At 30.6% G+C, this 13,989-nt stretch carries 15 protein-coding genes; 5 read left to right on the plus strand and 10 right to left on the minus strand.

What is annotated here, in order from left to right; translation table 11 throughout:
* Positions 1 to 49: 49 nt before the first annotated feature.
* On the plus strand, positions 50 to 781 hold the full coding sequence (locus tag DIS07_RS00930; protein ID WP_109403344.1) for a biotin--[acetyl-CoA-carboxylase] ligase: 732 nt from the start codon (positions 50 to 52) through the stop codon (positions 779 to 781).
* On the opposite strand, the gene DIS07_RS00935 is transcribed toward DIS07_RS00930, so the two are convergent.
* Together DIS07_RS00935 and pyrE are read right to left on the minus strand one after the other, a co-directional pair.
* Entirely contained in the window at positions 778 to 1,167 is a 390-nt protein-coding gene (locus tag DIS07_RS00935; RefSeq protein ID WP_109403345.1) for an SRPBCC family protein, read from the minus strand. The genes DIS07_RS00930 and DIS07_RS00935 overlap by 4 nt on opposite strands.
* Before the next feature lie 9 nt (positions 1,168 to 1,176).
* A complete protein-coding gene (gene pyrE, locus DIS07_RS00940) occupies positions 1,177 to 1,818 on the minus strand; it encodes an orotate phosphoribosyltransferase (protein WP_109403346.1) in 642 nt (213 codons plus the stop codon).
* A gap of 7 nt (positions 1,819 to 1,825) precedes the next feature.
* Here pyrE and DIS07_RS00945 point away from each other — a divergent pair, with 7 nt between their 5' ends.
* The gene (locus DIS07_RS00945; protein ID WP_109403837.1) at positions 1,826 to 2,422 is read left to right on the plus strand and encodes an NUDIX hydrolase; all 597 of its coding nucleotides are present in this window, start codon (positions 1,826 to 1,828) and stop codon (positions 2,420 to 2,422) included.
* 50 nt (positions 2,423 to 2,472) lie between these two features.
* Positions 2,473 to 4,134, plus strand: a complete 1,662-nt coding sequence (locus DIS07_RS00950; RefSeq protein WP_109403347.1) for a SulP family inorganic anion transporter — start codon at positions 2,473 to 2,475, stop codon at positions 4,132 to 4,134.
* Here the strand turns inward: DIS07_RS00950 and DIS07_RS00955 are convergent.
* The 6 genes from DIS07_RS00955 to DIS07_RS00980 all read right to left on the minus strand — a co-directional run bounded on the left by DIS07_RS00955 (position 4,131) and on the right by DIS07_RS00980 (position 11,127).
* Positions 4,131 to 6,344, minus strand: a complete 2,214-nt coding sequence (locus DIS07_RS00955) for a xanthine dehydrogenase family protein molybdopterin-binding subunit (RefSeq protein WP_109403348.1) — start codon at positions 6,342 to 6,344, stop codon at positions 4,131 to 4,133. The two genes, DIS07_RS00950 and DIS07_RS00955, sit on opposite strands and share 4 nt — an antisense overlap.
* Positions 6,337 to 6,804, minus strand: a complete 468-nt coding sequence (locus tag DIS07_RS00960) for a (2Fe-2S)-binding protein (RefSeq protein ID WP_181374498.1) — start codon at positions 6,802 to 6,804, stop codon at positions 6,337 to 6,339. Before DIS07_RS00960 ends, DIS07_RS00955 begins: the two co-directional genes overlap by 8 nt.
* Positions 6,805 to 6,847: 43 nt before the next feature.
* A complete protein-coding gene (locus DIS07_RS00965) occupies positions 6,848 to 8,596 on the minus strand; it encodes a M14 family metallopeptidase (protein ID WP_109403349.1) in 1,749 nt (582 codons plus the stop codon).
* 4 nt (positions 8,597 to 8,600) lie between these two features.
* A complete protein-coding gene (locus DIS07_RS00970; protein WP_146190691.1) occupies positions 8,601 to 9,566 on the minus strand; it encodes a toxin-antitoxin system YwqK family antitoxin in 966 nt (321 codons plus the stop codon).
* 30 nt (positions 9,567 to 9,596) lie between these two features.
* Positions 9,597 to 10,061 carry a pantetheine-phosphate adenylyltransferase gene (coaD, locus tag DIS07_RS00975; RefSeq protein ID WP_109403351.1) on the minus strand — a complete coding sequence of 155 codons (465 nt, stop codon included), beginning with the start codon at positions 10,059 to 10,061 and terminating at the stop codon, positions 9,597 to 9,599.
* An 82-nt stretch (positions 10,062 to 10,143) separates the two neighbouring features.
* Positions 10,144 to 11,127, minus strand: a complete 984-nt coding sequence (locus DIS07_RS00980; protein WP_109403352.1) for a D-alanine--D-alanine ligase — start codon at positions 11,125 to 11,127, stop codon at positions 10,144 to 10,146.
* Between the two features lie 92 nt (positions 11,128 to 11,219).
* Between DIS07_RS00980 and DIS07_RS00985 the strand changes: the two genes are divergently transcribed.
* Both DIS07_RS00985 and DIS07_RS00990 read left to right on the plus strand, forming a co-directional pair.
* Positions 11,220 to 11,777 carry a PASTA domain-containing protein gene (locus DIS07_RS00985; protein ID WP_109403353.1) on the plus strand — a complete coding sequence of 186 codons (558 nt, stop codon included), beginning with the start codon at positions 11,220 to 11,222 and terminating at the stop codon, positions 11,775 to 11,777.
* Between the two features lie 2 nt (positions 11,778 to 11,779).
* On the plus strand, positions 11,780 to 12,820 hold the full coding sequence (locus DIS07_RS00990; RefSeq protein WP_109403354.1) for an RluA family pseudouridine synthase: 1,041 nt from the start codon (positions 11,780 to 11,782) through the stop codon (positions 12,818 to 12,820).
* Between the two features lie 74 nt (positions 12,821 to 12,894).
* On the opposite strand, the gene DIS07_RS00995 is transcribed toward DIS07_RS00990, so the two are convergent.
* Both DIS07_RS00995 and DIS07_RS01000 read right to left on the minus strand, forming a co-directional pair.
* Positions 12,895 to 13,215 (minus strand): EthD family reductase, encoded by a 321-nt coding sequence (locus DIS07_RS00995; protein WP_235869068.1) that lies wholly within the window; start codon positions 13,213 to 13,215, stop codon positions 12,895 to 12,897.
* 305 nt (positions 13,216 to 13,520) lie between these two features.
* The gene (locus tag DIS07_RS01000; RefSeq protein WP_109403840.1) at positions 13,521 to 13,988 is read right to left on the minus strand and encodes a DUF6428 family protein; all 468 of its coding nucleotides are present in this window, start codon (positions 13,986 to 13,988) and stop codon (positions 13,521 to 13,523) included.
* Position 13,989 lies beyond the last annotated feature (1 nt).

Consider the following 13,989-nt stretch of genomic DNA (forward strand, 5'->3'; position numbering starts at 1 on the left):
TTGCGACTATTTTATGTAATATTACAGTAGTTTACACTTTATTTAACAGTTGAAAATAATCAAACTTAATGCCATTGATTCTACCAATTCTTTTTTGAAAGATTTGGCACAGAATTCTACACTAGAAAATTACACTGTCGCAATAACTGAAGATCAAACCAAAGGCAGAGGACAACAAGAGAGTAAATGGGTTACAGCACCCCTTAAAAACCTTACATTCAGCATCTTTGTAAAGTTCAACAAATTAAGAATCAATCAAAAAAGATATTTAAACTTTGCTATTTCTTTGGCGATTTATGATGCTCTTTTAGAAAAAAAAATAGACAAAATCTCTATAAAATGGCCCAACGACATTATGGCAGCAAATAAAAAAATTTGCGGAATTTTAATTGAAAATACATTTATTGGAGATAGAATTAAGAATTCTATTACTGGAATTGGTTTGAATGTTAATCAAGAAATATTTCCTGAATATTTAAAAAATGTCACTTCTTTAAAGTTAGAAAAAGGGTTTGATTTCAATTTAAATAATCTCCTGAATGATATTTTAATTAAAATTCAAGAAAAAATAAAATTATTAGAAAATAATGAGTTTGATTTACTTGAAAATAGTTATTTGAATGTTCTGTATAAAAAAAACATTCCAACAATGTTTAAAAATTGTCAGAATGAGATTTTTATAGGAATAATTTATGGTATTTCTACAGATGGTAAATTACAAATTCAATTAGAAGACGATTCTATCAAAGAATTTGGCATTAAAGAAGTTTCTTTTCTTTAAATTTTACCTATATTTTCTGTGAGCGTACCAACGAATTTGGTCAATGGTTTTTTAATCATCATTGCCATCATTGGGTTAAAATCACCCTCGAACTTTAATTCTATTTCTGTTTTATTTTCTTTAATTTCATTGATATTAGCAGCTAAAGTAAATGGTAATTTACTACTTGCAGCACCCAAAGTAATGTTAGAAAACTCAGTTTTTTCTTTTAACACCAATCTAATTTCTGGCATTCCAGGTAATCCGAACAAAAAAGAATCTCCATCCACTTCAAATTTTTGAATATTCTCGGGCATTATTTCTTTAAAATTATTCAAATCAGAAAAAAAAGTAAATACCTCTTCTGCAGATTTTTCTAATGTAACAGTATTTCCGTTTATATTCATGTTTTTATTTTATTGATTCCACTCACTAGGATTTTTCCTCCAATCATTTAACGTAACCAACTCTTTTTGAGTAACGTAATTACTTTCTAAGGCTTGTTCTAGCAAGTTTTCGTAATTACTTAAGGTAGTTAAACTTACATTCTTCTTTTCAAAATTTTTATCAGCTACATCAAATCCATAAGAAAAAATAGCAACCATACCTTTAACTACTGCTCCTGCTTCTTTTAAAGCTTCTACAGCATTTAAACTGCTATTACCTGTGCTAATTAAATCTTCAATAACCACAACGTTCTGACCACTTTCCAAGTGTCCTTCTATTTGGTTTTTTCTACCGTGTTTTTTCGGTTCTGGTCTCACGTAAATAAACGGAACACCAAGTTCTTGAGCCACCAAAATTCCGATAGCGATTGCGCCTGTAGCAACACCAGCAATTACATCTGGCTTACCATATTCTAATTCAACAATTTTTGCAATTTCTTCTTTTAAAAAAACACGAACTGGAGGATAAGATAGCGTAACTCTGTTATCGCAATATATTGGCGATTTCCAGCCTGACGCCCAATTGAATGGTTCATTTGGACTCAACTTTATTGCTTTAATTTGCAATAAAAGTTCGGCTGTTTTTTTTGCCGTATCTTTGTTTAAAATCATATCGCAAATGTATAAAGTTTTTGTAAATGATGCCCCAATAATTCTTACGAGTTCTTCACAAAAAGAAAATAATTTCCCTGTTTTTCCTTTTAAACATATCTCTTTTGATGAAATTTTAACAAAACTTAAAAGTAAAAAGAATAAAGGATTAAATTTATATTCAACTGATTTAGAGAAAGATTGGAAGTGTTTTTGCTCAAATTTTGAAGTTATTCCTGCAGCTGGTGGTTTGGTTTTAAACAAAAAAAAAGAGGTATTATTTATTTATAGAAATAATGTTTGGGATTTACCCAAAGGGTGGATTGAAAAAGGAGAAACCAAAGAAATTGGAGCAATTCGAGAAGTTGAAGAAGAATGTGGAATTTCTAATTTAAAATTGATAAAACCTATAGTTACCACGCATCACATTTATTTTCACAAAGGAATAAAACTAAAAGAAACCCATTGGTTTTTGATGTCTTCTAATGATAAGAAAGAATTAACTCCGCAAGTAGAAGAAGGAATTACTGATGTTGGCTTTAAAAATGAAGCTGAAATTGATAGAATTTTAAAAAATTCTTACCCAAATATTAAATTAGTTTATGATACTTATATAGAAGGATAGTTTTCTAAAAAAACCCACTATCTTTGCCGACTTGTAAAATCAACCAAATTATGACTGAATTTATCAAAAAAATAACACCAAACGCTAAAGATGATATTTTAGCGGGTATCACAGTTTCTTTAGCAATGATACCAGAAGTTGTTGCTTTTGCATTCGTTGCTCAAATAGATCCTTTAGTAGCACTTTCTGGTGCTTTTATTATTGGTTTAATAACTGCTATTTTTGGCGGTAGACCTGGTTTAATTTCTGGAGCTGCAGGAGCTGTAGCTGTTATTTTTGTTACAATGATAGCAGAAGGACACGAAAAAGGAATGTTATTTGACACTCCAATTGATAATATGGGATACTTTTACTTATTGGCTTGTGTTATTTTAATGGGAATTATTCAAGTTTTTGCAGGAGTATTTAAACTTGGGCGTTTTGTTCGTTTAATTCCACACTCCGTAATGATGGGGTTTGTAAATGGTTTAGCTATTGTTATTTTTTGGGCGCAAGTAAAAATGTTTTCTCATAAAACGTTAAATGTTTCGGATAGTGGTGTAAAAGAATATGTTACTTCTTTTATGCAAGGAACCGAACTGTATATAATGATTAGTTTGGTTGCTTTAACTATGGCTATCATTTGGGTTTTACCAAAAATTACAAAAAAATTACCAGCTTCATTAACTGCTATATTAATTACCACATTTGTAGTTATTGCCTTTAGCATAGATGTTTCTACTGTTGGTTCTTACATTGTCGAAGGAGGAGGAACTGGTTTAAAAGGAGAGTTTCCAACTCCCAATTTAGAACTTTGGCAAAATTTACCTTTTAATTTAGACACTTTGTCTTTTATATTACCTTTTGCTTTTCTGGCAGCTTCTGTTGGTTTAATAGAGTCTTTAATGACAATGAATTTAGTTGATGAGCTCACAGAAAGTCGAGGAAATGGAAACCGAGAATGTGTTGCACAAGGTGCTGGAAACATTGTTAGTGGGCTTTTTGGAGGTACTGGTGGATGTGGAATGATTGGACAAACTGTAATTAACATTAACGCAGGTGGTCGCGGAAGACTTTCTGGTGTAATGATGGCTATTACTTTGTTAACTTTTATACTTTTTACTGATAAATTTATTGAACAAGTACCTATTGCTGCATTAGTGGGAGTAATGTTTATGATGGTTATTGAAACTTTTGCGTGGTCTAGTTTCAGAATTTTAAAGAAAATACCAAAATCTGATGCTTTCGTTTTAATTACAGTATCTGCAGTTACCGTAATTTATGACTTAGCCATTGCTGTCTTTGTAGGAGTAATTATTTCTGCTTTAGCCTTTGCTTGGGAAAATGCAAAAAAAATTAGAGCTAGAAAACGTTTTAAGGCTGATGGCACTAAAATTTATGAAATATGGGGACCATTGTTTTTTGGAAGTATTTCTGCTTTTAATGAAAAATTTGATGTTAAAAATGACCCAGATGTCATTGAAATAGATTTTGTAGAAGCTCGTGTTTCCGATCATTCTGCTATTGAAGCAATTTTTGCTTTGGTAGAAAAATATCATGCAGCAGGAAAGAAAATTACACTGAAACATCTAAGTGAAGATTGTAAAATCTTACTATATAAAGCGAGTCCAATTTTTACAGATATTATTGAAGAAGGTATTGATGACCCTCGTTATCATTTAGCAGCTAATCCTGAAAAATTCCCAAAACCTTTGGGAGAATATAAATTCTAAACCAACCCCTCATCAATTAAAGGTAGCGTTCTAATACGTTTCCCTGTAGCATTAAAAATAGCATTGCAAATCGCAGGAGCTATAACAGGAACTCCAGGTTCACCAACTCCTGTTGGAGGTTCGTGCATTTTATCCATAATTTCTATATGAATATGAGGTGCATCTTTCATTCTAGTCATTTGATAATCAAAGAAATTATTTTGTTCCACTGCTCCTTCTTTAGTTGTTATCTTTCCATACATCGTTATAGACATCCCAAAGATTGCTGCTCCTTCTAACTGATTTTTAATATTGTCTTTGTTTAATGCCAAGCCACAATCTATAGTCGTCCAAACATTTTCTACTTTTACTTTTCCATCATTTACATTAACCTCCACAGCTGTTGCTACATAAGAATAAAAGCTATAATGAATGGCAATTCCCATTCCGTAATTTTTAGGTAATGATTTACCCCAACCCGAAATTTTTGCAGTATTTTTCAATACAGCTTTCATTCGCTTAGAATTATATGGATGATTAGATTTTCCTGTAATTATTTTATCTTTCCCTATTAAATCTAGATGAAATTGAACAGGGTCCATTTTAGCAGCATTTGCTAATTCATCAACAAAAGAATTATTTCCAAAACCACTGTGAATATGAACCACTGACCTCAACCAACCAATTCTAAGATGAGATTCTGCTTTTACATTTTCTAACCTAAAGTTTTTTAAATTATAAGGATTGTTTGTAAAGCCTTGATTTAATTCCAAACCCGAAACGTAGTCAGACATTGGCTTGAAAGATGATACAATAGAAGGAACAGCAACACGTTGTAGCCAACCAGAAACATTCCCGTTTTTACCAATACTCCCTTTTAAATATTGCACGCTTGTTGCATGATAAAAACTGTTTTGAATATCGTCTTCTCGTGTCCAAATCACTTGAACTGGTGCATTTATTTTTTTAGATAAAGCAACAGCTTCTACCACAAAATCTGACTTAGATTTTCTACCAAAACCTCCACCTAAAAAAGTAACATTTACAGTAATATTTTCTAAAGGAATTTCAAAAAAGTGTGACAATTCTGCTCTCGCTGTTTGTGGATCTTGTAAAGGTGCCCAAACTTCAATTTTATTACCTTGAAACCAAGCAGTGGCATTTGGCACTTCCATAGGCGCGTGTACTAAAAAAGGTACGTGATAAGTTGCTTCTATTGTTTTTTCTGACTCTTTAAAAGCTGATACTACATTTCCTTTACTTCCAGGGACTAATTTTCCCTTTTGATGAACTCTTTCTGTTAATTTGTTTTTAAATTCTACTGTATCAAAAGAATGATTTTCCCCATAATTCCATTCTATATTTAAATTTAATTTTCCTTGAAAAGCAGACCAGGTGTTATTCGCAATTACTGCAACACCTCCTAATGCTCCAAAAAATTTTCCAATTGGTGGAATAATCCTATTTAACTCAAATATATTTTCAACCCCGGGAGTTTTTTCTGCATCTGATTTGTCGATTTTTTTTACAGTTCCAAAAGTAACAGGACATCTTGCAATAGCAGCGAATTTTAAATTCGGAATGCGAACATCAATTCCATAGGTTGCCGTTCCATGTGTAAAATCTTTTAAATCGACACTCTTTAAGGTTTTTCCTATAAACTTAAAATCTTCAACCTTTTTAAGGTTAATAGTATCATCAGCAGGAACTGCTACTTTTTTTGCTTCATCAACCAAATCACCAAAAGAAATTTTTGTATTTGTAGTGGTATTAATTACAAAATGATTTTCTGCTTTACAATCATTTTCAGTTACATTCCATTTTTTTGCAGCAGCAGTAATTAAGATCATTTTTGCAGCAGCTCCCATTTTACGCATTGGTTCTAAAATAGTTCTTACACTTCTAGATCCATCTGTATTTTGATTGCCATATTTAGCATTTCCTGTTGCCTGTTTTACTGAAATGTACTGCCAATTTGCTTCCATTTCTTCAGCAATTGCAGAGGCTAAAGAAGTTCGAATTCCTTGCCCCATTTCTGAACGAGAAACCATTAAAGTTATGTTTCCGTTTTTTTCTAAGTGAATGAATAAATTGGGAGAAAAAGCACCTTCTACTTGGGGAATAAAATCTTTTTGGTCAGAAGATAAGTTACATCCTAACAATATACCTCCCGATGCTAAACCCAATAATTTCACAAAATCTCTACGGTTTATTTGTTGAATTTTACTCATATGCTTGGTTTTTAAGTTCAACCGCTTTATGAATTGCTTTTCGAATTCTAGTGTACGTTCCACATCTACAAATATTACTGCTCATTACATCATCTATATCTTTATCTGTTGGGTTTTGAACGGTATCTAACAAATAAGTAGCCGCAATTAATTGCCCTGATTGACAATATCCACATTGTGGTACATTTTCATCATTCCAAGCTTGTCTTAAAAACTCTAAATTCTCTGAGGTTCCTTCTATCGTAAAAATATCTTTTCCAACTCCATAGGAAACCGGCATACTACAAGATTTTATAAGTTTCCTATCAATCAAGATAGAGCATGCTCCACATTGCGCTACCCCACAACCAAATTTAGTTCCTGTTAAACCTATGATATCTCTAATTGCCCATAATAAAGGCATATCGTCTTGTACATCAATCGTATAAGATTTTCCGTTAATTGATAAAATTTTGTTCACTCGTAAATATTTAGAAAGTTACAAGTTACGTAAATTCTAAAATCTAAAAAACTTTAAAAATAGGCAAACGTAAATACGATTTTTCGAAGTGCGGGGAATTTTTATAAATAAAACTTAATTGCATTCTAGAGTTTTCTGCAAAATTTTTATCAGTTTTAATTTTTTCTTCAAATTTATTTCTTAAAGGTGTATTATTAGTTAAAATATTTTCAGCTATATCTTCAAAAACGTAAGCAGAATACCCTTCTTTTTGTTGTAAAATAGTATCAAAGAAATTCCAATTAAAAAAAGAATCTGTAGCTTCAGCTTCTAGCGTTTCTAGTAAGTAACGAATACCATTTTGATTTGTAGGAATATACAAATCTCCTTTTCTAAATTTAATATTTTGATTTGATTTTTTTATTGTTGTATTATAGTGTAAATAATGACTTTCATATGGAGTCGTTCTAGTTTTATAATCTGCAATATGATTTACCTCAACCTTAATAGTAGTGTCTTTTTTTAATCTTTGAAATTGGATTTGATTATTTTTTAATCTCTCAATAATTCTATGCCAACCTTGTTGTAAAATATATGCTTTTGGTATTCTTACTTGTTTTGTAGGAACAAAGTTATTATAATATTTAATTGGTTTTGTAAAAGGCTTATTTACATCATAAAACAAACGTTTTCCTGAAGTTACTTTGCTTTCTATTACTTCAGCTTCGTATCCTTTAAATTGCAATTCAGTTGGATTGTCTTTATCTACTTTAAATGCAATAGGGTATTTTTTTGAGTTCAAAATTTGAGCAACTGCATTTTGTCTTAACTCTTTAATTTGGGTTGATTTTTCTTCTCCAAAATCTAATGCAGAGAACATTAATTCATACGTTTGTTCTACTCTTATTTTATAAGGTTTTAACATATGGGTTTCTACCATCAATCCTAATGTATTGAATAATGAGGTATAACCTGTAGAATATCTTGGTGAATCAAAAAATTGAGAAAAACCTTTCTCAGGAGTAGTTCCCCAAACATTAACATAAGGTGTAATTTCTATGCTTTTGTTTTTAAGAGATTTTTCTAAACTAGGTCTCATTTCTGTCTCAAGAAACTTCCCTAAATCCCCTCCTAACTTATTATGCTGCGTAAATAAGTGTGTAATTGCGTATTGATAATCTGCACCATTACTCACGTGATTATCAATAAAAACATCTGGATTAACTGTATGAAATATTTCTGTAAAAGCAGCAGCATTTTTGGTGTCTTGCTTTATAAAATCTCGATTTAAATCATAATTTCTAGAATTCCCTCTAAAACCATACTCTTTTGGTCCGTTTTGATTTGCTCTAGTATGCGAATTTCGATTTAACGCACCTCCAATATTATAAACTGGAATTATACAAATAATTGAGTTTTTATACTTTTCTTTCAGAGAATCATTTTGAACAATATCTCTTAACATCATCATAGAAGCATCTATTCCATCAGATTCTCCTGGATGAATTCCGTTATTAATTAGAATTCTATTCTTTGATGAAGTTTTAATTTCATCAACATTATAAATTTCTTCTTGACTATAGACTACTAAGTGCAAAGGTTCTCCTGAATCTGTCTGTCCGAATGAAAACAAAGAAACTCCAGAAAATTCTTCTGCTAAATCTTGATAATAAGAAATAACAGTTTTATATTCTGGAGTTTCAGATCCTTTTGTTTTCTCGAAAACTGTTGTAAAATCTTTATTCTTGTTATTGCTTTTACTACAAGAAAAAGCTATTAAAATAAGTGAAATTACAACAGGTATTTTTTTCATATAATTACTCTGTAAAACGTAAGTTTAAAGAATAAGTTGAGTTGTAGGGTTGACCTCTTTTTTGAGCTGGCACCCACCCTTTCATTTCAGATAATACTCTTTTTACTTCGGTATTATAGTCTACAGTTAAACCTCTTATAACATTAACTTGACCAACAAAACCTTCTTTAGTAACTAAGAAAGTTACAAATATATCTCCTGCAATTCCTGCTGTATTTGAATTAAAGTTTTTATCTACATATTTTCTTACAGCACCATTATCTCTTTTCTTGTAATAAGCGGGACTACTAATCTCTTTGTATGAAAAACTCTCGCCCGCATCATTCCAACTTGTTCCTTTAGATAGTTTTCCTTTTTTGTAAGTTTCTTCATACTTTTTTACTTTTCCTTCAAAGGCAGTCCATAGTCCGTTTTTTAAACCTCCTTTGTAACTCCCTTTTTCTGTAAAACCTTCTTCATTTATAAATTCAGCAAATCCATTTCCATCAGTTACAGTTTGTACTCCATTAACATCCCAAAAGTTCATTATTAAATTTTGTGTTTTATCACTAAAGTAATTTCCTGTAGACATTTTTTCTTCAGACTTCTTCTTACCATTCTCGTAGTAATATGTCCAAATTCCTTTACCTTTTTGACCATTTACGGTTTTCCCCTCAGAAGCTTTGTTTCCGTTTTTGTGATAAGAAACAAAATCTCCGTTAGCTTTTAATAATTGCAAACCATTTGATGTAAATTTTGAATCCAAGACATATTCATTCTTAGAATCGTCTAATAAATATTTTTCAACGTTATAAACATTACTGTTATTACCAACATTCGTTTCTTTAACAATTACTAAAGTATTTGTTTTTACATAGGTGGCTCGGTTATTAGTGTAATACAATGTATCTCCTACCTTATAAAAAGAAGATTGTCCGTATCCAACAATCATCATCATCATCATTATTACTGTAACTACAAATTTTTTCATTTTTTTTGATTTACTATTAATTGTTTTGATTTATTGTTTTTTTGTTATTCTAACACTTTCTGGAACTAATTTTGTATAATCTCCATTATTTCTTATTACTTCTCGAACAATTGATGAAGATATATAAGAGGTACTTGCCGCGGTTAATAAAAAGACCGTTTCTATTGGTGCTAAATCTCTGTTTGTATGTGCTATAGCTTTCTCAAACTCAAAATCAGCAGGGTTTCTTAAACCTCTTAATATAAATTCAACATTGTTTTTTTGACAAAAATCTACTGTTAGACCTTTGTAAGTCACCACTTTAATTTTTGGATTATTTTGAAAAGAGTCTTCGATAAATTTTTTTCTTTGTTCTAGAGAAAACATGTATTTTTTGTTGGAATTAACTCCAATAGCAATAATTAACTCATCAAATAATGTTACTCCACGAGTAATAATATCATAATGGCCAGAAGTAATTGGATCAAATGACCCTGGGAAAATTGCTTTTTTCATGTACCCTCTTTTACACTTAAAAGTATAATACTAATCATCGACAAAAATAGAAAAATAACTTTAATAAAAACCTTTAAAAGCTTTATTTAAAGCCATTGAGGGAACTCTCTATAGCATTATCAAATAATTCTTTTAATGAAATTCCTGCTGCTTGTGCTTGTTGAGGTAAAATACTTTCCTCTGTCAATCCAGGAACAGTATTCATTTCCAAGAAATATGGTTCGCAATTTACTAAAATATATTCAGAACGTGAAAATCCTGACATATTTAATATGTTATATACTTTTTTAGCGATTTGATTTACCTTTTGTTGTTCTTCTAAAGATATACTTGCAGGGGTTATTTCTTGAGATTTCCCTTCATATTTTGCTTCATAATCAAAGAAATCGTTCTCTGAAACGATTTCGGTGATTGGTAAAACTTTTACTTCACCTTTGTATTCAATCACTCCAACAGAAACCTCAACTCCATCCAAAAAAGATTCTATTAAAATCTCTGAATCTTCTTGGAATGCTTTTTCTATAGCGGGCATTATTTGATCTAAATTATGTGCTTTAGAAATACCATAACTAGATCCTGCGTTGTTTGGTTTTACAAAACAAGGTAATCCTACTTTTTCTACAATTTTTTCAAGATTTATTTCATCACCTCTATTCAAATATACAGAAACTGCCGTTTTAATTCCATAGGCTTTTACTACACTTAAAGTGTCTCTTTTGTTAAATGTTAATGCCATTTGATAAAATGGAGCTGAAGTATGAGGAATCTTTATCAATTCAAAATAACTCAATAACATACCATTTTCTCCAGGTGCTCCATGAATTGCATTAAAAACACAATCAAAATTAACTCTATTACCTTTTAAAACGAAAGAAAAATCGTCTTTAAGAATTGGGTATTCATTACCATTATCATCTAAAACCACCCACTTTTCTTTAAGAATATGAACTTTAAACGGATTATACTTTTCTTTATCTAAATGATTAAATACTACGTTTCCACTTTTTAAAGAAATATTAACTTCGGATGAATAACCACCCATAACAATTGCGATGTTCTTCTTCATTGATTGTAAAATAATAAAACAAATTTATCAAAATAATTATAGAAACGGCAACGTTTAGTTTTTATATCTTTGTGAGTATTAAAAATCAAAAAATGAGTATTTTTCAGTTTCTAAAAAGTAAATCCTTTTTTAAACAAATTTTAATTACCATTGTAGGCGTATTAGTTTTAGTTTTTGTTTTAAAATATTGGCTAAGCATTACAACTAATCACGATCAAAAAATTCAGGTACCTAATTTGCATAAAATGTCTTTAGAGGACGTTAATAAAAAATTAAAAGACTTAAATTTAGATTTTATAGTAATTGACAGCGCGAGTTATAATCCAGATTACCCCAAAAAATCTGTAATAGAACAAAGTCCAGAAGCTGGAGATTTTGTTAAAGAAAAACGTAAAGTTTATCTTACTTTAAATCCATCTAAATATAGAGATATAACTATACCCGATTTAAACGGAAGAACAAAAAGACAGGCCACTTCTCAATTAAAAGCAAAAGGATTAAATGTAGGAACTAATTTTACTTATGTTCATGATATTGGTAAAGATGTGGTTCGTGGACTACGTTTTAACGGAAAAATTTTAAACCCAGGTGATAAATTACCACTAAACTCTATTGTAGATTTGGTTTTAGGTGATGGTAGAGGAAATTAATAATGCAAGAAAACCAACCACAAGATATCGAAAACGATGATTTGTATGAACATCATAGGTTTGTAGCAACTGAAGGTCAAGAGCCTTTAAGAGTTGATAAATTTTTGATGAATTTTATTCAAAATGCCACTAGAAACAAAATTCAACAAGCCGCAAAAGCTGGCAATGTTTTAGTAAATGACATTACTGTAAAATCAAATCATAAAGTAAAACCACATGATATTGTTAGAGTTGTTTTAGCCTATCCACCACAAGAAAACTTATTAGTTGCCCAAGATATTCCTTTAGATATTGTTTTTGAAGATAATGCAGTTATAGTGATTAACAAACCTGCAGGAATGGTTGTACATCCAGGACATGGAAATCATTCTGGTACGTTGGTAAACGGTTTAATTCATCATATCGAAAACTTACCAACCAATTCTAATGAAAGACCTGGTTTGGTACACAGAATAGATAAAGACACAAGTGGATTATTAGTGGTGGCCAAAACAGAATTTGCTTTAGCTCATTTATCAAAACAATTTTTTGATAGGACTACAGAACGGTTATACTATGCCTTAGTTTGGGGAAATATTGAAGAAGATGAAGGTAGAATTGAAGGCAATATTGGACGTAGTTTAAAAAATCGTTTGCAAATGTCTGTTTTTCCAGATGGTGAGTTTGGAAAACACGCTGTAACACACTTTAAAGTTTTAGAACGTTTAACCTATGTTACTTTGGTGCAATGCAAATTAGAAACAGGTAGAACACATCAAATTAGGGCACATTTTAAGCATATTGGACATACACTTTTTAATGATGAACGCTATGGAGGTAATACAATTTTAAAAGGAACTACTTTTACCAAATACAAACAGTTTGTAGAAAACTGTTTTAAAGCATTACCAAGACAAGCTTTACATGCCAAAACATTAGGTTTTACTCACCCTACAACTGGGGAGTTTTTACAATTTAATTCTGATATTCCAAAAGATATGTCTGAGTGTTTAGAGAAATGGAGAACCTATTCTGAACATTCTAAAGATATTGAATTAGAATAATTCTCGCTTACAGTAAGTATAAAAGGCGTTAAAACGCCTTTTATACAATCTTATGTAAGGTTTATTTCACTAAACTACATCACTTCACTTACTTGAATGATAGGTTCGATATTAGTGAAGTTGGGTAAATCTCCCATTATTTTTTCTGCATTTGGCCCAAAAGCATTTCCAAAATCTTCTACAGAATTAAAATACATGTTTCCCATTCCCGCATATGGCGCAGGTGACCCAGGCGAAGCTCCTCCTATACCTTTTTCAACTGTAGCACCTTTAAGAGAGTTGCCTAATAATTCACTCACCATTGGTAAATGAGTGTTACAGTAATAATCCATGTCAAATGTTTTATTTTCACCATTTGGGTATAATACGCTCACTTTGGTCATTCCTTTTTTCATCTTATATAAATTTAGTTTTCATACTCGTTAGGCTTTTCTGATAACGCCCCGTTTTTTTTTAGTGATATCTGGACTCCACTTTATTTTATATGATTACTTAACCATAAAGGTAAACAGGGATATGTAATATTTTAATGTTTTTATATTCGTAGTTAGCTAAGTTCGCAATTTTTAATTAAAAATCAACAGTAAAAATACCTGTTTTGACTTACTCTAAAACATTTTATCACATTTAGAAACAAAAAAAACTTATTATTCCAGTTTTAAGTGACATAACAAGTTTAATAATATTTATAATATTGTTTTTAACAACAGCCAGAACTTGGGTCGCAACAAGAATTTTGTATATCTGACATCTTAATTCTTGGTTTTACAGGTGGAATTCCACAAGCCTCTAATGCCAAACATGCAGTAACTTTAGAAGTTAACAAGAAGTTTTTACCATCAAAACCTAAATTGTACTTACCTATGGTTTCTTTGCCCTGGTATTCTACTTCTATCTCTAAATCATCAAACTTAAAAATCTTTTCAGATAATTCTATTATATGTATTAACTTCTCTGGATGTAATCTGTGATCGTAATCATTTTCTTCCCATAATTGGAAATTTATTACATTTTCGCTTCTTACTTTTCCTCCACAATCGATAAAATCTTTGGTTATTTTACCAACTTCTGTTATGTGAAAGTGAGATGGAACTAATTTTCCATTAGGTAATTGAAACGCTATTTTATCTAGTTCTTTTAAGTGTTGTTTTATTTCTGATAACTTCATA

The sequence above is a fragment of the Polaribacter aquimarinus genome (genome assembly GCF_003129485.1).
Classification (GTDB): domain Bacteria; phylum Bacteroidota; class Bacteroidia; order Flavobacteriales; family Flavobacteriaceae; genus Polaribacter; species Polaribacter aquimarinus.